General features: G+C 50.0%; 16 protein-coding genes. 4 read left to right on the top strand and 12 right to left on the bottom strand.

What is annotated here, in order from left to right:
- Complete coding sequence (locus A1SC_RS06900) at positions 1–2307, top strand: hypothetical protein (RefSeq protein ID WP_016262668.1); 2307 nt, start codon at positions 1–3, stop codon at positions 2305–2307.
- Positions 2308–2518: 211 nt separating this feature from the next.
- Positions 2519–3574: a YiiG family protein gene (locus A1SC_RS06905; protein ID WP_016262667.1), complete on the top strand. Its 1056-nt coding sequence runs from the start codon at positions 2519–2521 to the stop codon at positions 3572–3574.
- 81 nt (positions 3575–3655) lie between these two features.
- Here A1SC_RS06905 and araD read toward each other — a convergent pair whose 3' ends face one another.
- From araD to yiaK, 10 genes are all read right to left on the bottom strand, one after another.
- Positions 3656–4351, bottom strand: a complete 696-nt coding sequence (gene araD / locus A1SC_RS06910; protein WP_000893178.1) for an L-ribulose-5-phosphate 4-epimerase — start codon at positions 4349–4351, stop codon at positions 3656–3658.
- Positions 4345–5205 carry an L-ribulose-5-phosphate 3-epimerase gene (locus tag A1SC_RS06915; protein WP_016262666.1) on the bottom strand — a complete coding sequence of 287 codons (861 nt, stop codon included), beginning with the start codon at positions 5203–5205 and terminating at the stop codon, positions 4345–4347. The genes araD and A1SC_RS06915 overlap by 7 nt, the downstream gene beginning before the upstream one ends.
- Positions 5198–5860 (bottom strand): 3-keto-L-gulonate-6-phosphate decarboxylase UlaD, encoded by a 663-nt coding sequence (gene ulaD / locus A1SC_RS06920; protein ID WP_016262665.1) that lies wholly within the window; start codon positions 5858–5860, stop codon positions 5198–5200. Before ulaD ends, A1SC_RS06915 begins: the two co-directional genes overlap by 8 nt.
- The gene (locus A1SC_RS06925) at positions 5857–7353 is read right to left on the bottom strand and encodes an FGGY-family carbohydrate kinase (protein WP_016262664.1); all 1497 of its coding nucleotides are present in this window, start codon (positions 7351–7353) and stop codon (positions 5857–5859) included. Before A1SC_RS06925 ends, ulaD begins: the two co-directional genes overlap by 4 nt.
- 3 nt (positions 7354–7356) lie before the next feature.
- Positions 7357–8343 (bottom strand): 2,3-diketo-L-gulonate TRAP transporter substrate-binding protein YiaO, encoded by a 987-nt coding sequence (yiaO, locus tag A1SC_RS06930; RefSeq protein WP_000776924.1) that lies wholly within the window; start codon positions 8341–8343, stop codon positions 7357–7359.
- Positions 8344–8355: 12 nt separating this feature from the next.
- Positions 8356–9633: a 2,3-diketo-L-gulonate TRAP transporter large permease YiaN gene (gene yiaN, locus A1SC_RS06935; RefSeq protein ID WP_016262663.1), complete on the bottom strand. Its 1278-nt coding sequence runs from the start codon at positions 9631–9633 to the stop codon at positions 8356–8358.
- 2 nt (positions 9634–9635) lie between these two features.
- A complete protein-coding gene (gene yiaM, locus A1SC_RS06940) occupies positions 9636–10103 on the bottom strand; it encodes a 2,3-diketo-L-gulonate TRAP transporter small permease YiaM (RefSeq protein WP_016262662.1) in 468 nt (155 codons plus the stop codon).
- 113 nt (positions 10104–10216) lie between these two features.
- The gene (locus A1SC_RS06945; RefSeq protein ID WP_001517332.1) at positions 10217–11137 is read right to left on the bottom strand and encodes a DUF4862 family protein; all 921 of its coding nucleotides are present in this window, start codon (positions 11135–11137) and stop codon (positions 10217–10219) included.
- Between the two features lie 23 nt (positions 11138–11160).
- Complete coding sequence (locus A1SC_RS06950; RefSeq protein ID WP_000576113.1) at positions 11161–11625, bottom strand: NanQ anomerase/TabA/YiaL family protein; 465 nt, start codon at positions 11623–11625, stop codon at positions 11161–11163.
- Positions 11626–11636: 11 nt separating this feature from the next.
- Complete coding sequence (yiaK, locus tag A1SC_RS06955; protein WP_000869057.1) at positions 11637–12635, bottom strand: 3-dehydro-L-gulonate 2-dehydrogenase; 999 nt, start codon at positions 12633–12635, stop codon at positions 11637–11639.
- 215 nt (positions 12636–12850) lie between these two features.
- On the opposite strand from yiaK, the gene yiaJ reads away from it, so the two are divergent.
- Both yiaJ and A1SC_RS06965 read left to right on the top strand, forming a co-directional pair.
- Entirely contained in the window at positions 12851–13681 is an 831-nt protein-coding gene (yiaJ, locus tag A1SC_RS06960; protein ID WP_000516596.1) for an IclR family transcriptional regulator YiaJ, read from the top strand.
- Between the two features lie 101 nt (positions 13682–13782).
- Positions 13783–14256, top strand: coding sequence for a 4Fe-4S dicluster domain-containing protein (locus tag A1SC_RS06965; protein WP_001517331.1), 474 nt, complete (start codon positions 13783–13785; stop codon positions 14254–14256).
- Between the two features lie 196 nt (positions 14257–14452).
- Here A1SC_RS06965 and avtA read toward each other — a convergent pair whose 3' ends face one another.
- Both avtA and malS read right to left on the bottom strand, forming a co-directional pair.
- Positions 14453–15706 carry a valine--pyruvate transaminase gene (avtA, locus tag A1SC_RS06970; protein ID WP_000144329.1) on the bottom strand — a complete coding sequence of 418 codons (1254 nt, stop codon included), beginning with the start codon at positions 15704–15706 and terminating at the stop codon, positions 14453–14455.
- Between the two features lie 175 nt (positions 15707–15881).
- Positions 15882–17912 carry an alpha-amylase gene (gene malS / locus A1SC_RS06975; RefSeq protein ID WP_016262661.1) on the bottom strand — a complete coding sequence of 677 codons (2031 nt, stop codon included), beginning with the start codon at positions 17910–17912 and terminating at the stop codon, positions 15882–15884.
- Between the last annotated feature and the right edge of the window lie 254 nt (positions 17913–18166).

The raw sequence follows: 18166 nt of genomic DNA, 5'->3' as shown, positions 1-18166 counted from the left end.
ATGGATACATGGGAGTGGTACAATAAATATAGTCAGGAGTTGCGCGATGCCGGGCAAGAATATATTCCGCAACTTATTGATGATTTTTCAGAAGGTGTTTTGCATCTGCAAATGGAAAAGTGCGATTCATTATTACCGGAAATGAAAGCACTTAATCAGGTGGCAAAAAATCCGTGGCTGGAAATATTTATCGGACACTGGGAAATGCGCCATCGTCTGACTAACCACGAAGAAGGCGAAAAAGTGCTGCCTGATGTGGTGGCGCTGTTTGAAAAAGCACATCGGGAAGAGGCGAAAGATTGCCCGCAATCTATCTGCGTTACGCAGGATTTATCCGCCTGCTACGAGAATATAGATGCCCCAGGCTGGGCTAATGAACGCATGGCGGTATGTGAAGAGACCATCGCGCGCATTGATCCGACCTGGAGCTGTTTTATGTGTTTATCCTGCGAATATGCCAGCGCACTGGTGGACTCCAACAAAACAGAAGAGGCGTTGGTTTATATCGACAGGCAAATCGACGCGGTAAACGCAGTGGGGAGTGAATATTTAGAAGCGCTGCTGGCGACCCGTGCCGATATTTTGGTTGCCCTTCAGCGTTACGATGAAGCACGCAAATTGATTGATGAACTGGCAGAAGAAAATGATTACTGGGGACGCGACCGTATCAGTTATCAGTTGAAAAAACTGTACATCATGGCGTTATGCGGACAGGACGAAGAAGTCTGGAAGGAATTGCCGCGTTGGTCAGATCTGACTCCCTATTCATGGGGCATGTGGGTAAAGATTATTACCGTACTGCTTCCTCGCCATCCGCAGAGAAACCACTGGCAACTGGCGCGCATTATCCAACAAATGCTGGAGCATCGTTCGCAGGCTGGGGCGCACCGCAAAGTGGTTGATCTGGCAAAACTGCAAATCACCCTCGCGCTGGAACGTGAATCTGTCTGGGTTGCTAAAATGGCGATGAAACTGGCCCAGCGGCACATGCCGAAATTACGCGCGTTATTGGGTGTCGATCGTGAATTTCTCGAACTCAGCGAAAAAATCGCCGCCAAAGAGGCGGAGTTGCTTGCTCGCCCGATAGTGGAAGCATCTGAAAATAGCGATGAAGAAACGCAGCCAGATCCAGAAAAAGACGTAGAGGTATTCCGTCGTGCTTACCTGAACACGCCAGATGATGCGGAATTGCTGGGCAAACTGGTCAATGCATTAAACGCCTGTAATGCGATCAATGAGTCGATCGAACTTTTGCAATGTTACGTTGAAAGTCATATTGAGGAAGATAACGGTCTCTGTTTCGACCTGCTGGATTTGTTGCTTAACCGTGGCGATCAGCAAACCATTGAGCACCTGGCGAAGCTGTATGAACAGGCGGGGCTGCTACATATGGCGCTGTGGTTCCGCGCGCGAGTGATCAACCAACAGGAAGACTGGAGTGAACTGGAGACAATTGGTCAACAATTGCTGGAAAACGCAAAAGGGCGCGAGTGGCCAGGCGTTTATCGTATGTGCTCCTGGGCGGCGCAAAAACAGGATGCCTGGGATCGGCAACTGGATTATTTACAGCAATTACAGCAGCTTTTGATCAGCCGTGAAGAAGATATTCGCAATCTCCAGTGGGATATCATGGCGACCGCCAGCATCTTACAACAATGGGATCTGGTGCGTGCTATTGCAGCCGAGCTGGAAATAGAACTTACGGAAGGCGAAGGTTTTATCGACGAAAAATGGGGGTTATTGAACATCCGTTTCCGGGAAAACTTCGAATACCGCTATTACTATGCCCAGCGGATTGGGCCGGTAACGGCAAGGATTATAGAGCCGACTTACCGGACCGATTTCCCGCAACATGTTGATGAAATTGTCGTTTTCGATGCGGAAATGTTGAATACCCGACCAGAAGACGAAGAAGAGCAGAAGAATTTCACTCCGCTCTATGGGTGCCTGCAAACCATTATCCCGACCGGGTACGGCGAGTCCTGGTTCTGCGAAGGTGTTATGCCTGGTGAAGAACAGTTTAATACCTTCCGTGAGGCGCTCCGTGAACGAAACTGGTACTACTGGAGCAACAGTAATGATGACTATACGTTAACGGACAGTCATCAGGGAGAAGATGCACAGCCGCTGTCTGCGTTCTACTTTGTCATCAGTGCACCGCGTTCAGTTTCTAAAGGTGATATCGATAAGAGCCTGAGTGAATTGACCGCTGACTGGGAACATCCGTTGTGCTGGTGGCGTCTTGCCAAAGAAGCCGGAGCAAATGAAGAGAAACATGCTGCTATTTCTGAACGTTATGGGATGTAATGCAGATTTAAATAACGGGGGGCAGAAACTTCTCTCCCGCAGCGGTTAAACTGTTAATTGAATTAAGTCCTGTAATTTATATATGAAATTACAGGACTTATTCATTCAGTGAATTGTATCTATTTATTTATAAACAAAACGCGTGTAGTGACATTTTATTTTTTCATTTATTATATTTACTCTCTTATTTATCTATTTATAAGGCAATTAAATGAAAAGGAATTTATTATCTTCCGCTATTATAGCCGCCATAATGGCCCTCGGTATCACTGGCTGTGATGATAAAAAAGCCGAAACAGAAACTCCCCCGCCCGCCAATAGTCAACCTGCCGCACCTGCTCCTGAAGCGAAACCTACAGAAGCCCCCGTTGCAAAAGCAGAAGCTAAACCTGAAACACCTGCGCAACCGGTGGTCGATGAACAAGCGGTTTTCGACGAAAAAATGGATATCTATATCAAGTGCTACAACAAGTTACAGATCCCGGTACAGCGCAGTCTGGCGCGTTATGCCGACTGGCTGAAAGATTTTAAACAGGGACCAACGGGCAAAGAGAGTCATGTTTATGGCATCTACGGCATTAGTGAATCCAGTCTTTCTGAGTGCGAAAAAGGCGTGAAAAGTGTTGTGGCGTTAACGCCTGCGCTGCAACCTATTGATGGCGTAGCGTTGAATTATATTAATACCGCAGTCGCGCTGGGGAATACTATTAATGAAATGGATAAATATTACACCCAGGAAAATTATAAAGACGATGCGTTTGCCAAAGGGAAAACGCTGCACCAGACATTCTTAAAAAATCTTGAAGCCTTTGAACCTGTAGCAGAATCTTATCATGCGGCAATTCAGGAAATTAATGATAAGCGTCAGCTTGTAGAACTGAAAAATATTGAACAAAGAGAAGGGAAAACATTCCACTACTACTCTCTGGCTGCCATGATTTCAGCGAAACAAATTAATAACCTGATATCGCAAGAGAAGTTTGATGCAGAAGCGGCAATGAAGAAAGTGGCTGAACTTGAAACGCTGGTGGCGCAAGCCAAAGAAGTGAGTAAAGACAGTATGAATTCTCTCTTCACAGGGGCAGCAGACCGATATCAAATTGCATCTAAAAAATATGTTCGTCGTATCAGAGATAAAGTCCCGTATTCTGACTGGGATAAAAAGAAACTTCAGGACGCAAACACAAGCTGGATGGTCGAGGACTCATATCCGAAATCATTACAAGCTTATAATGAACTGGTCGGTAACTATAATCGCCTGCGTTAAACGTTTCTGATTTTTGTGCGCAATGTAATCGGGAGCATATCAATTCATAGTACCGGGGCGATGAAGCCCCGGCGTGAGAGATTATTGTCCGTAATAGGCATTGGCCCCGTGTTTACGCAGGTAATGTTTATCCAGCAGTTCGTTTTGCATGGCAGGAAGCTGCGGCGCGAGTTGGCGTGAGAACAGGCCCATATAGGCGCATTCTTCCAGTACTACGGCATTATGCACCGCATCGGCGGCATTTTTTCCCCAGGCGAACGGGCCGTGAGAATGCACCAGCACCGCCGGAATTTGCGCTGGACTCCTGCCGCGTTCTTCGAAAGTTTCAATGATCACTTCGCCGGTCTGGTATTCATACTCGCCGTTGATCTCCTCTGCGGTCATCAGGCGCGTGCAGGGGATGGCACCATAGAAGTAATCGGCGTGCGTGGTGCCCCAGGCGGGGAGATCCAGCCCGGCCTGCGACCAGATAGTGGCGTGGCGCGAGTGGGTATGCACAATACCGCTGATTTCTGCATAGCGACGGTAGAGTGCCAGATGCGTTGGCGTGTCGGAAGAGGGCTTTTTGCTGCCTTCCACCACCTTACCGCTGGCTATTTCAATCACCACCATATCATCGGCGGTCATCACGTCGTACTCGACACCGGAAGGCTTGATCACCATCCATTGTCGCGTTTCGTCTACCGCGCTGACATTGCCCCAGGTGAACGTCACCAGATGATGAGCGGGAAGCGCCAGGTTCGCCGCCAACACTTCGGCTTTTAGTTGCTCTAACATATAAATCCGGCCTCCTGCATCCGCGCTTCAATCCAGCGCCGCGCCTGAATAATTTCCAGCACCGGCTCATTGGCTTTTTCTGTCCACATCTCAATCAGGAATGAACCGCGATAATTCAGTTCATGCAGCGTTTTAAAGATGCCAACGAAATCAACGCAGCCTTCGCCAAACGGCACATCACGAAACTGACCAGGGCTTTGCTCTGTGACTGGTTGAGTGTCTTTCAGGTGAATAGCCGCGATACGGTCAATCCCCAATTTCAGTTCAGCGGGAACATCATTGCCCCAGGCGCTAAGGTTGCCGACGTCCGGGTAGACGGTGAACCACGGCGAGGCGAGCATTTCATCCCATTTTTTCCACTTGCTGATGGAGTTCATAAACGCGGTGTCCATAATCTCCACCGCCAGCATCACTTGCGATGCTGCCGCCTGTTCAACCGCCCACGCCAGCCCTTCAGCAAACCGTTGCTGTGTGCCTTCGTCATGGTCTTCGTAATAGACGTCGTAGCCCGCCAGTTGAATGGTACGAATACCGAGATCGCGTGCCAGACGAATCGCTTTGCTCATGATCTCCCGTGCTCGCTGGCGTACCGCCTCGTCACGGCTGCCAAAAGGAAAACGGCGATGGGCAGAAAGGCACATTGATGGAATGGCAACGCCCGTTTCGATCATCGCGGTGACCAGCGAAGCCCTTTGCGCGGTGCTCCAGTCAAGGCGTGACAGCCGTTCGTCGGTTTCATCCACCGACATTTCGACAAAATCAAAACCGCAGCTTTTTGCCAGCACCAGCCGCTCCGGCCAGGAGAGATCTTTCGCCAGCGCTTTTTCATAAATCCCTAACGGATGATTACGCACGCGCGCCTCCCCAGATGGCATCGATTTGCGCATGGAAATCGGCAGCAACCTGTGTCGGATTTGCTGCGCCCGTCAGCGCTCGCCCGGCAATAAACGCCTTCACGCGGATATCTTTAAATAGCGGCAGGTCGGCAGGGGTAATTCCGCCGGTAATAGAAAGTTCGAGGCCGATATCAGAAAGCGCTTTCATGCGTGCCAGATCGGCCTCGCCCCACTGTTGCCCGCTGGCCTGCGCGTCACGACCACGATGATAAATCGCCTGTCGCACGCCAATACGATGCCAGTCGCGGGCGTCGTCCAGCGTCCAGTTACCAAACAGCTCTATCTGAATTTCACCGCCGTAGTTCTGCGCCATGGCGTGGCCTTTTTCTACCGTGGCGAGCGGTGCGGCGCAGATAATGGTCATCCAGTTGGCTCCCGCGCTAAACGCCTGTTGAGCGAGCGTTTCACCGGCGTCGGCAACTTTCCAGTCAGCGACGATGATTTTGTTCGGGCACTGTTCACGCAAGGCTCTCACCGCGCCAAGCCCTTCGTTTAAGCAGAGAATGGTGCCCGCTTCGACGATATCGACGCTGTCTTTTAACAGCGTCACGTCGCGCTGTGCGGCTTCAAGCGATGAGTGGTCGAGGGCCAGTTGTAGAAAAGGTTGGCTCATAAATGATGCTCCTTGATACGGACGTGATAGCCCTGAATTGCGGCAATTAAATGTTGATAGCGTTGATATTTTTGTTGGTAATGCTGATGTGCGGTCATGTCCGGTAGCAGTGTGCGTACCGGATGCTGCAAGCTGCGCTGGGCTTCATTGAAATTGCGATAAACCCCCGTACCGACGCGGGCGGCAAGCGCCGCGCCAAAACATCCGGTTTCTTCTACCTGCGGCAGTTCAATGCGTAAGCCGCTGACATCTGCCAGCATTTGCATCCAGACATCAGAATGCGCAGGGCCACCAGTGACGCGAAGGGTATGCACATCGGTAAAACGTTCACGCATCCGGTTGAGATGCGTCATGTGACTGAACACCACACCTTCATAAATGGCCTGTAACAGATGTGCGCGGGTGTGTATCGCCTGCATACCGTAGAAACCGCTGGTCATCTCGAGTCCGGCGTTGCTGCCGTACAGGAATGGCAGAAAAAAGAGAGTGCCATCGGCTTTTGGCAAGCTGGCAACGGCCTGGTTGATTTCATCAAATGAGATTCCTCCCCACTGCGCGGTAAACCATTCGAGATTGCCGGAGGAGGTCGGGCTGGCTTCGTGAACGATGAACTCACCGTCGTTGACGTAGCGGCCATAGACATACGGATGCGCTTCGCCGTCACGCAGACCTGATGTAATACCGCTGGTCACCGCCCAGGTCCCCATCACCGTATTGAGGGTGAATTCGTCTTCGATTCCGGCGCAGAGTGCGGTGGAAACCACATCAAACAGACCGCCGACAACGGGCGTACCCGCTTCCAGACCGGTCAATTCGGCTGTCTGAGCGGTGATTTCCCCGCAAATTTCGGCTGAACCGACAACAGGCGGCAGGGCGTGATTGATTTCACTGATCCCCAGCCAGTCGGTGAGGCGTGGGTCATATTGCCCGCTGCTCATGTTGTAGAGATTGGACTCCGAAATATTGCTCTCTTCGCAGCCTTTTACGCCGGTTAAACACCAGCGCAGGTAGTCATGTGTCATCATCACGCAGCCAATTTGTGCATAGCGTTCTGGTTCGTGCTCTTTCAGCCAACGTAGCAGCGACACAGGATGCCCGGTCCACAGCGTTTGTCGGGTCAGTGGGTAGAGCTTTTCCGGTACGTCTTCTTCCTGCCAGCGACGAACGATTGCCATCGCCCGGCGGTCAGAGGATAAAATGGCGTTACCGAGCGGGTTGTTATTTTTATCTAGTAGAAACAATCCCTTACCTTGTGCCGAAATGCCGATGCCGACAATTTGAGCACCACTGACACCGGTATTTGCAAGCAGATCGCGAATGACGGAAGTGCAGCATTGCCACAGTTCTGCCATATCGCGCTCTACCCAACCTGGCTGCGGGCTTAATGCGCACAGCGGCAGGCGCTGCACGCCCGCCTCCCGGCCTTCGCGGTCATACAGTCCGGCTTTTAGCCAGCTACCGCCACAATCTAACCCCAGCCAGTATTGCGTCATGGTTTATTGCACCTCATCCACGGCTTTCAGCAGATCAGCACCCTGCGGAACATCTTTAACAAACATGTCGCGGATCTGAGTACCCAGGGCGTCGCTAAAGGCTTTGCGGTCAAGATCGGTGATGACTTCTACACCGGCGTCTTTCATACCGTCGATGATTTTTTGCTGATCTTCAGCAACCAGTTTGCGCTGGTAGCTACCCGCTTCTTGCGCGGAGGAGACCAGAGCTTCCTGCATCTGCGGGCTTAAGCCATCAAACTTCGCTTTGTTGATCACCACCAGAAGCGGTGAATAAGCGTGATGTGTCAGGGAAAGGTGCTTTTGTACTTCGTAAAATTTTGCTGACCAGACGACGTTGATCGGATGCTCTTGCGCATCGATGGTGCGAGTTTCCAGGCCGGTATAGACTTCAGCAAATGGCATCGGGATTGGGTTGGCACCGAACACTTTAAATGCGGCGATATTCATCGGGCTGTTGTTGGTGCGAATCTTCAGTCCTTTCAGGTCTGCAGGGGTTTTTACCGGCGCGCGAGAGTTAGTCACATCACGCCAGCCGTTTTCCCAGTACGCCAGTACTTTCAGTCCTTTGCCTTCGAGGGAGGCTTTCAACTCGTCGCCCACTTTGCCATCGAGGGTTTTATGCGCGTGGGCGGTATCGCGGAACAGGAAAGGTACATCCAGCAGGTTTATCACGGGTGAGAGTCCCGCAAAGTTATTCGAGCCGGACATCTCCATATCAATGGTGCCACCGCGCACACCACTGATCATCGCCTGTGCATTGCCGAGGGTACTGTCCGGGAACAGTTTTAATTTCAGCTCACCTTTGGTTTTCTCTTGCAATAATTCATTGAATTTTTTTGCCGCAATATGTTGCGAATCGGTTTGTGATGTTTCATAACCGAAACGTAATGATTGTGCCGCCAGAGAAGATGTACTGAATGTAGCCACTCCAGCAATTAATAAAGCGTAGGTTACAGAACGTAATTTCATAATATTTTCCTTTTAGCTCATCCATTTTAGTGGGGCGGTAATTAATTCTGGGATAAAAATAAATAATGCTAACAACATGAATAAAACCATGACGTAAGGCGCAACGCCTTTTACAGCATCGTCAAATTTAAGCTTCGCAACACCGCATATGACGTTAAGTACGTTACCAACCGGGGGCGTAATTAGCGAAATTGAGCAGTTAATAATAAACATAATGCCAAAATAGACAGGATCTATTCCCGCTTCTTTTACTAATGGCATTAATACCGGCGTAAGAATTAATACGGTAGGAGTTAAATCCATGACTGTACTGATCACCATAATGGCGAGCATAATTACGATGAATAATAAGCGAGGCGAGTCAACCAACGGTTGTAATAACTCCGATACCATCATCGGCAGTTCAGCAATGGTGATTAGCCATGCGGATACCGCAGCGGAAGCCACCAGGAACATCACCACGGAAGTGGTTTTCGCCGCGTTAACCAAAACATGGTAAAGCGTGGCGAACGTCATTTCGCGATAGACCACCACCGAGACAAACAAGGCGTAGAATGCCGCAACCGCGCCAGCTTCTGTTGGTGTGAATAATCCCGAACGGAAACCGCCAATAATAATTATTGGCAAAAAGAGCGCCCAAATACCGGAAACTAAAGATTGCCAGACTTCCCGCAGCGAGGCTTTCGGCTGGCAAGGCAGGTTTAGCCGTTTTGCCTGCCACCACCAGGTAATCATCAGCGTGATGCCTATCATGATGCCCGGCGCAATGCCAGCCATAAACAGTTTGCTGATGGATAACCCACTGGAGACACCGAAGATAATGAGTGGAATAGATGGCGGAATAATGGCCGCGATAATACCGCCCGATCCGATAAGCCCGGCGGCGCGGTTTACCGGATAGTTGGCCTGACGCATCATCGGCACCAACAGTGCCGCGACGGCAGCGGTATCGGCAACCGCAGAACCAGAAAGGCTTGCCATGATCATCGCAGCAAGAACGCCGACGTAACCCAGACCTCCCGGTCTGTGGCCTACCAGTTTCATCGGCAAGTCGACAATACGTTGCGACAGGCCGCCCGCGTTCATGATCTCACCCGCCAGTACAAAGAAGGGGATGGCTAACAGGGAGAAGCTGTCTGCACCATTGACCAGTGTTTGCGCCAGAATTTGCACATCAAAGATATCCATCCAGAACATCAATGAAATGCCACACAGTAATAATGCCCAGGCGATGGGAATACCAATGGCGATAGCCCCTAACAAACTGACAATAAATATAAGGATTGTCATCGTCAGGCTCCTTGTTGGTTTCGGCTGGGGGCACTTGTTAACTGCCGGTATAAATGGCGCAATTCCAGCAATGCGATAATCAGGCTAGTGGGGATTGCGGCGGCATACATTAAGCCAACAGGTACGCCGAGAATGGGCGATAAGTTACTCCAGTCTTGCGCTGTTTTTTCTATTGCCCCCCAGGCCAGGCCCAGGCAAAGCAATAAAATAAGCGTATGGGTTAGCAGCGAAACACGTTGTTGATTAGTGGGTGAGAGTTTTTCGACTAAGAAAGTAACCTGTACATGGCTGTTGTCCATAAACGCCACGATAGCGCCAATAAATGTTAACCAGACAAATAAAAGTCGGGATAATTCATCAATCGATAATATGCTTGTGTGAAATCCATATCGAAGAATTATATTAATAAAAATAATACAAGACAGTATTGCGATGATGACCGCAAGAATGCCTTCGAGTATCCGTTTCATAACGAGTCCTTCTTGTTATGTCATATGTTTTCATTAATTAATGTTGTAGGTATTCGTAATAATTATTGGAAACGACTAATTAGAGATTTAATGCGATATATGAGTGAAACGATTTAACGACATTCATTCATAGAGTGAATGCCGTTACGTAATATTTCGATACGGTGATGAACATCAGCAGTAGCATGGATTTCTAATAACTTGATGCCAGAAAATTGCAATGTTGATGGTTCTGCCACATTAAATAACTCGCTAACATGTTTTGTGGTCATCAGGCTTTGCGGGCAGAAAGGAGCGAATGGCGCGTGTAAGTCTTGCCATTCACCATATTCTCCGTTGAGTGTGGTTCCTGAGAACATCAGCGCACCGAGTTTCCCGGCCTGTTTTGCCATCAGGGCATGGGTAAGCGGTAATGTGGTATTGCGTCCTTCAATGGCCGAACGTGCCCAGTTGATACAGACGCTGATGTCATAATCAGCAATGACATCCAGAACATTTTCTAACGGCAAAAAACCTTTACGCGGAGCGGGGGAGGTCATGGCGTCGCAGTGTTCCAGCACCAGTTTGCACGGCCAGTCCCAGTTGGCGATTTCTTTCAACGAGCGGGCAAAAGCGTCTGTCGCTTGCATAACATTGGGATTGGTTGCTAATGGTGCAGCCTGGATCTCAAGTGCGAGCACTTTATTAGCCGGTAATGAGTTGATTTTATTGAACAGGTGGCGGTAGTACGCCACGCACGCCTTGCGTTGTTCTTCGTCGCTGGAGGCGAGACCAAAACCGTTGTTTTCGCTGCGGCGACGCATGGTTTCCATTACTGCGGTGACGACAAATTGCCAACTCTCTGGCGTATGACGGAGTAACCATTGATCGCCAAGAGGATGGAAATTTTCCAGGCAGGGTTGTTCCAGACCGCGAATATCAGGGGTCTCTGATAATTGTCGCCAGAATTCCTTCTCTTCCTCTTCACTTCTTTGGTGAAAAGAAGGTGCACAGGGATACGCGCCGATAATATAACCGGCATTATTCGCTTTCATTTTGTGCTCCAGTAATAACTTTTTTATAAAGCAGAGAGGGCTACTTTAACCACGATTTTCCGTATTGCCGCTGGGGCATTTTTATTACATGCCGGGCGGTGAACATCCTGCGGGAAGAAAATAGCGTAACTACCCGGTATCATTTCGATAAATGACTCATGCTCACTGTCGTGATAAAAAATAATATCGCGCTGTTCTAATAGATATTCGCTGACTTTATTATTTCCGGTATCAATGGCTACACCTATTTTCTCTTCGCCCCGCGCCAGGAACTGAATGTCCAAATAGCGACGATGAACTTCAGGGCGGTTTTCTACTGCTTCGCGAGTGGTTAAATCGATAATCTGCGCATAAATATTTTTACCGTCGATTTCAACAACGCCCGGTTCCAGAGCATTGAAATTGGTGGTGCGCAGAAAACCGAGTGCCTTTTCGATGGCAGCGGGTAAAAGGCACGGATTAGGCTGCGTGATATGTCCAAATATCATGGTCTGTCTCCTTATAACGCCTGGATTTTTGCCCACACGCTGTCATCAACCGTGATGCCGTTACGGCGGTTTTCTGCCAGCAGGGTGGTAAATTCGTGGCCTGGTAAACGAATTGCCTGGTTTTCGTCAGCACGCTCGGCGGTGGTAACGTAATCCATGATGCGTTGCAATTTGGCGTCGCGGGTGGTGCCGTCGATCAGTTTGTCCACTTCGATGGCGATGAAGATTTGTGAGATACCGTATTCGTCGCTGTTATCTTCGGTTACTTCGGCAACGGAGGCACCGTCGGAAAGCAGAGTGGCGATCATATCCAGCACAATCGACATACCGGACCCTTTCCAGTAACCCATCGGTAAAATGCGGCGATTTTTCTCGATTATGCCAGGTTCTTTAGTCAGATTGCCTTCATCGTCAAAGCCACCATCAACCGGTAACTGACGACCCGCCAGACGGTTAACCTCTAACATGCCGTAGGAGAACATCGACATCGACATATCGACCATGGTGATCGGCGTGGAAGGAATGGCGACGATTAATGGGTTGGTGCCAATACGACACTCTTTCGCACCCCACGGTGGCATCACCGCGATAGAGTTGGTCCAGCAGATGCCGATATAGCCTTTTTCCGCTGCCTGCCAGCCGTAGCTGCCTCCGCGCATCCAGTGGTTGGCATTGCGTAACGCTACCAGACCAATCCCATGATGTGCAGCCAGTTCAATGGCGCGATCCATCATCTTTTTCGCCGTCAGGTTACCGATTGAGCGCTGGGCATCCCACTGCTCAATTGCCCCAAGGCTGGTGATACGTTTGGCCCCGGCGTCAGGGATGATATCGCCATTATCCAGTTGTTGGATAAAACGCGGGAAACGGTTAACGCCGTGAGAATAAACGCCGGATTCGGTGGTGCGGGCAAACATTTCTGCACAGGCATCGGCGGTTTCGCTGTCAACGCCGCGTGAAACTAATACCCGGTTAAAGGCTGCTTTTAACTGCTCAAATGTCACTTTCATCCCTGGTTTCCTTGTTTTTTTGAACGCTTTTTTAGCTTAAAATTCCACTATGCGAAATTTGATTTCAAATATATCGATCACTTTTTAACAAAGCAATCTGATTGATGATTTTCAAAAATCATAAAAATCAAAAAGTTATAATTTATCTGTTGAGATCGTGAACTGCGACACACTTTGCGCTACCATCAGGGCGCGCCAAAAAGGGGAGGTAAGCGATGGGAAAAAAAGAGCACGAGATAGCGCAGGATAAAGAGCGGCCTGCCGGAAGTCAGAGCTTGTTTCGGGGGTTGATGTTGATTGAGATCCTGAGCAACTACCCAAACGGTTGTCCGCTGGCGCATCTCTCGGAATTGGCTGGACTGAATAAAAGCACCGTCCATCGCTTATTGCAGGGGTTACAGTCCTGTGGCTATGTGACCACCGCGCCCGCAGCAGGCAGCTATCGCCTGACGACCAAATTTATTGCTGTCGGGCAAAAGGCGCTGTCATCGCTAAATATCATTCATATTGCTGCGCCGCATCTTGAGACGCTGAACATCGCCACCGGTGAAACGATTAACTTCTCCAGCCGCGAAGATGATCACGCGATCTTGATTTATAAACTCGAACCTACCACCGGTATGCTGCGAACCCGCGCCTATATCGGTCAGCATATGCCGCTCTACTGCTCTGCGATGGGTAAGATCTATATGGCATTTGGTCACCAGGATTACGTGAAATCGTATTGGGAAAGCCATCTGAATGAGATCCAGCCGCTAACCCGCAATACCATTACCGATTTGCCCGCGATGTTTGACGAACTGGCGCAGATTCGTGAAAGTGGAGTGGCGATGGACAGAGAAGAGAATGAACTCGGTGTTTCCTGTGTTGCTGCACCAGTATTTGATATTCACGGACGGGTGCCGTATGCCGTATCTATCTCTCTTTCTACGTCGCGTCTGAAACAGGTGGGGGAGAAGAATCTCCTGAAACCACTGCGTGAAACTGCCCAAGCTATCTCCAATGAGCTGGGATTTACCGTCCGGGAGCAGGGCGTGATCACATAATATCCGGGATAAGTGACAAAACTGTAACAATCCCTTTGTTGGATCAAAGCAATAATGGCGCGCTTTCTGGCACGCTGCGGTTTTAGTGCAAAGGAGTGATCATGAACCGGTTTATTATTGCGGATGCGACGAAATGTATCGGTTGCCGTACCTGTGAAGTGGCCTGCGCAGTGTCGCATCAGGAGAATCAGGATTGCGCTGCGTTGTCACCAGGCGAGTTTATTTCGCGTATTCGTGTCATCAAAGACCATACCTGTACCACGGCAGTAGCCTGTCATCAGTGTGAAGATGCGCCGTGCGCGAATGTCTGCCCTGTGGACGCGATTCGCCGCGAACATGGACATATCTTCGTGGAACAATCACGTTGTATTGGCTGTAAAAGCTGTATGCTGGCATGTCCGTTTGGTGCGATGGAAGTCGTTTCATCGCGCGCAAAGGCGAGGGCGATTAAGTGCGATCTCTGCTGGCATCGGGCGACGGGACCGGCTTGTGTTGAAGCCTGCCCGACACAGGCGTTGCAATGTATGGATGTCGAGAAAATCCAGCGTCAACGACTACAGCAGCAACCTGTTTGAGACGTTATTCCGGCGCTTCTCAACGCCGGAATAACGTATTAATCAGAGGGTTGGCAAAGCGCGCTTTGTTTATGCCGGATACAGCCTGAACACCTTATTCGGCCTACAAAATCACACAAATTCAATATGTTGTATAATTCGTGTGGGTCTGATAAGCGTAGCGAATCAGGCTATTTTGCGTTTGCCATCAGTCTCATTAATGGCTTTCAACCCAGGCGCGTTCAATCTCTTCCGCCAGAATCTTCACACCCGCCTCAATTTTTTCCGGTTCCGGCACGTAATTCATGCGCATACATTGATGCGTGTGTGGCCACGGTTTATCCAGTCCGGGGAAGAAATTATGCCCCGGCACCATCAGTACACCGCGCGCTTTCAGGCGCTGATAAAGCTGCTCGGTGGTAATCGGCAAATCCTTAAACCATAGCCAGAGGAAGATTGCCCCTTCAGGTTTATGAATCAGGCAGCGATCTTCCGGTAAATAGCGGCGAATGATGGCGATAGTTTCCTGAACACGCTGGTAGTAAAACGGTTTAATCACCGTTTCTGACAGGCGCAGCAGGTCGTTACGCTTAATCATTTCACACATCATTGCCGGGCCAATACCGCCAGGTGCGAGGCTGATAATGCCGTTCATATTGGTGATGGCGGTAATGATTTTTTCATTGGCGATGATAATGCCGCAGCGCGAACCCGGCAGACCCAGCTTGGAAAGGCTCATGCACAGCACGATATTCGGATTCCACAGCGGGCGCGCTTCGCTGAAGATGATGCCAGGGAACGGGACGCCATAAGCGTTATCAATCACCAGCGGAATGCCGTGCTGATTTGCCAGCGCATCTAGTTTCAGCAACTCTTCATCGGTTATTACATTACCTGTTGGGTTCGTCGGTCGGGAGACGCAAATCATCCCCGTTTCTTCGCCAATGTGCAGATGCTCAAAATCGACGTGATATTTAAACTGACCTTCTGGCAGCAGTTCAATATTTGGGCGCGCAGAAACGAACAGATCTTCTTCCAGTCCGGCGTCCGCGTAGCCAATGTATTCCGGAGCCAGCGGGAACAGCACTTTTTTGATCCGTCCATCGGCACGGCGTCCGGCAAACAGATTAAATAAGTAGAAAAACGCGCTCTGGCTGCCATTTGTTAGTGCAATATTCTGTGGTTCGATATCCCAACTTAGTTTCTCACGTAGCATCCCGGCAAGTAGCGACAGTAGCTCCGTCTTTCCTTGTGGGCCGTCGTAATTGCATAGCGCATCCGTTGCTTTACCGCTTTCCAGCATGTCGGACAGCAGTGTCTGGAAGTAGTCCTGCATTTCCGGGATCTGCGCCGGGTTTCCGCCGCCGAGCATAATTGCGCCGGGTGTGCGTAAACCGTCGTTTAGATCTTCCATCAGCAGTGTAATGCCGGAGTGGCGGGTAAATTTGTCACCAAAAAGGGAGAATGTCATAGCGGGATATCATTCGAACTCTGAAGCAAGGAAAGTAACAATAACGCTACATTTGCCAGGGTGCAAATCGGGCTTCTGCAAGAGGTTGGCGTGTTATGCTGAGTTTTTTATTTATGCTGGCATTTTATACTAAAATGTGGCTTCCCGGCATACTGCAAGCGGGAAGCCGGAAAAGTTACGGTTGCCCCGCCCAGACGACCATCACTTTATCGTCGCCGTATTGACGGACGAATCCATAACCTTGTTTCAGTGACAATGCGGTGTGTTTACCCGCACCAATGGCTGGATGCCGTGCGCGGAACTGGCCGATGCGTTGCCAGTGCGCAACGCTGGCGGCAGATTTACCGCTAACATCCTGCCAGTTCATATCCGAACGTGTGCCTTGCAGCGGATCAGAACCAGTGGCACCGAATGGACGCGAGGACTCATCGCCATAAAAGATTTGTACCGCACCTGGCGCCAGTAACAATAACTCTGCGGCTTTATCGCCCCCTTCGCGGAACAAGCGGGTATCGTGTGAGGAGAGGTAGCTCAGCACGTTGAAATCCTGTAGTTTCTCTGCCATTTGCTGCCAGGTCGTATCCATCTGCGCCAGGCAACCGACCGCTTTCGCTGCCTGCTCCTGATAATCGAAATTGATCATCGCGTCGAAGCCGTGGTGATAGTAGTCACTTTTCATCACGCCGTGACCCCAGGCTTCGCCAGTCATCCAGAAAGGATTGTCATCTAACGCTTTTCCAGGGTTAGCGCTCTTCCACTCTTTCAGGGCGGCGCTGGCCTGGGTTTTCAGTTGCTGCCAGGCTGGCAACTCAACATGTTTGGCGGTATCGACCCGAAAACCATCAATACCGTAGTCGTGAACCCATTGGCTTAACCAGTGGGTTAAATAATCGCGAGGGGTAAAGCCGTCGACAGATTTTGCGTGAGTATCCGGTTTGTTTTTATAGAACACCGGCAGACCAGAAGCAGTGGTAGATTCTGTTTTGATATCCGGCAAAAAGGCCAACGACATGGTGAGATCGTCGAATCCTGGATTGTCGTAATCACCGATATCCGTTCTGATCCAGTTTTTTCCCCACCATTTATCCCAGCCAGCTTTGTCGCTGAAATTAATGTAATCGTTGAAGCTATGCCAGGTTTGCCCGGCTGCGGGTTTCCAGTCGCTCCAGCGGTTGCCCAGCGTTTTTTGTAACTCGTCGCCGGAAAGATACAATGCGCCAAACTGATACTCCTGCATATCCGCCAGCGTGGCATAGCCGGTATGGTTCATCACCACATCAAAGAGAATACGGATACCTCGCTGGTGCGCGCCATCAACCAATGCTTGCAGATCGGCTTCGTTGCCCATATTGGCATCAAGATTCGTCCAGTCCTGGGTGTAGTAACCGTGGTAGGCATAATGCGGGAAATCGCCTTTTGTACCGCCGCCAACCCAGCCATGAATTTGCTCAAAGGGGGCGCTGATCCACAGGGCATTGACGCCCAGTTGCTGGAGATAATCCAGTCTGTTGGTCAGGCCACGTAAATCTCCGCCGTGAAAAGTACCAATTTCCTCCATGCCATCTTTATGACGACCATAGCTCTGGTCGTTGCTGGGATCACCGTTTTCGAAACGGTCTGTCAGCACAAAGTAAACCGTGGCGTTATGCCAGTTGAAGGGGGCGGACGTGTCGGTTTCTGCCCGTTCCAGCAGCAGCAAGCCATTACTGGTGGCGGCAGGTTGTAACGTTATTTGACCGTTCTTCACCGTCGCGATTTGTTGGCTGTAATAATCACGGATTACCGTACCTTCCGGGAAGGTAGCGCTGACATTAAGCGTCAATGGCTGTCCATCCCATTTTGGGCATTCATGGATCTGGTTTGCTATTGGTTCGGCAGTGTTTTGGATCGAAATCATCAATGTTGGCGTGCCGGAGCGGGTGTCTATTTGCAGCTTATATTCACCATCTCTGAACAATCGCCATTGTGGCGGTGTGTTGTTACAAGGTTGCAGAGAAAGCATCTGATTGAGTTTTATTGTATTCGCAGGCTGCCAGCATTGTTGATTAAAATTCAGCGTCAACGAACGCGTACCTTTGGTCAGCGGTGCGTGGCTGACGAATGTTCCTGTGCTCTCTTCAGTAAAGGTGGGAAATCCCTGAGAAGTCCAGCCAGCGGCAACGGCAAAGCCGGGAATGAGTGTCAGAAAACAGACGGCAAGTTTCATAACGGATGAGTCCTTGTTGCTGCGAATTTCACCAGTTTGCCAGTGATAATACTGGTAAAACTCCTCCCTGATGAGGATTGCGCCAGGATGAGACGAAAGGGGGAGTATTTCACCTGAGATTTAAGCTTATTTTTTGCGATAACCCCCACATTTTCTGCGATTTAGCACCAATCTGAACCATTACCGCGTGACATAGTTTCAGATTTGGACTATTCCTTGGGGTGCTCTTGGCCGCTATTTTTGATATGATTTGA

The organism is Escherichia sp. KTE52 (assembly GCF_000408325.1).
GTDB classification, from domain to species: Bacteria; Pseudomonadota; Gammaproteobacteria; order Enterobacterales; family Enterobacteriaceae; genus Escherichia; species Escherichia marmotae.
The sequence above is the reverse complement of the archived record's forward strand: the minus strand, read 5'-3'. Positions and strand labels throughout refer to the sequence as shown.

Excerpts from the sequence above, each read along its gene's own strand:
- A1SC_RS06900 (WP_016262668.1), top strand. The coding sequence starts at position 1 with ATGGATACATGGGAGTGGTACAATAAATATAGTCAGGAGTTGCGCGAT.
- yiaN (WP_016262663.1), bottom strand. The coding sequence starts at position 9,633 with ATGACAATCCTTATATTTATTGTCAGTTTGTTAGGGGCTATCGCCATT.
- avtA (WP_000144329.1), bottom strand. The coding sequence starts at position 15,706 with ATGACATTCTCCCTTTTTGGTGACAAATTTACCCGCCACTCCGGCATT.
- araD (WP_000893178.1), bottom strand. The coding sequence starts at position 4,351 with ATGTTAGAGCAACTAAAAGCCGAAGTGTTGGCGGCGAACCTGGCGCTT.
- ulaD (WP_016262665.1), bottom strand. The coding sequence starts at position 5,860 with ATGAGCCAACCTTTTCTACAACTGGCCCTCGACCACTCATCGCTTGAA.
- yiaK (WP_000869057.1), bottom strand. The coding sequence starts at position 12,635 with ATGAAAGTGACATTTGAGCAGTTAAAAGCAGCCTTTAACCGGGTATTA.
- yiaO (WP_000776924.1), bottom strand. The coding sequence starts at position 8,343 with ATGAAATTACGTTCTGTAACCTACGCTTTATTAATTGCTGGAGTGGCT.
- A1SC_RS06945 (WP_001517332.1), bottom strand. The coding sequence starts at position 11,137 with ATGAAAGCGAATAATGCCGGTTATATTATCGGCGCGTATCCCTGTGCA.
- yiaJ (WP_000516596.1), top strand. The coding sequence starts at position 12,851 with ATGGGAAAAAAAGAGCACGAGATAGCGCAGGATAAAGAGCGGCCTGCC.
- A1SC_RS06925 (WP_016262664.1), bottom strand. The coding sequence starts at position 7,353 with ATGACGCAATACTGGCTGGGGTTAGATTGTGGCGGTAGCTGGCTAAAA.
- A1SC_RS06950 (WP_000576113.1), bottom strand. The coding sequence starts at position 11,625 with ATGATATTTGGACATATCACGCAGCCTAATCCGTGCCTTTTACCCGCT.
- yiaM (WP_016262662.1), bottom strand. The coding sequence starts at position 10,103 with ATGAAACGGATACTCGAAGGCATTCTTGCGGTCATCATCGCAATACTG.
- A1SC_RS06965 (WP_001517331.1), top strand. The coding sequence starts at position 13,783 with ATGAACCGGTTTATTATTGCGGATGCGACGAAATGTATCGGTTGCCGT.
- malS (WP_016262661.1), bottom strand. The coding sequence starts at position 17,912 with ATGAAACTTGCCGTCTGTTTTCTGACACTCATTCCCGGCTTTGCCGTT.
- A1SC_RS06905 (WP_016262667.1), top strand. The coding sequence starts at position 2,519 with ATGAAAAGGAATTTATTATCTTCCGCTATTATAGCCGCCATAATGGCC.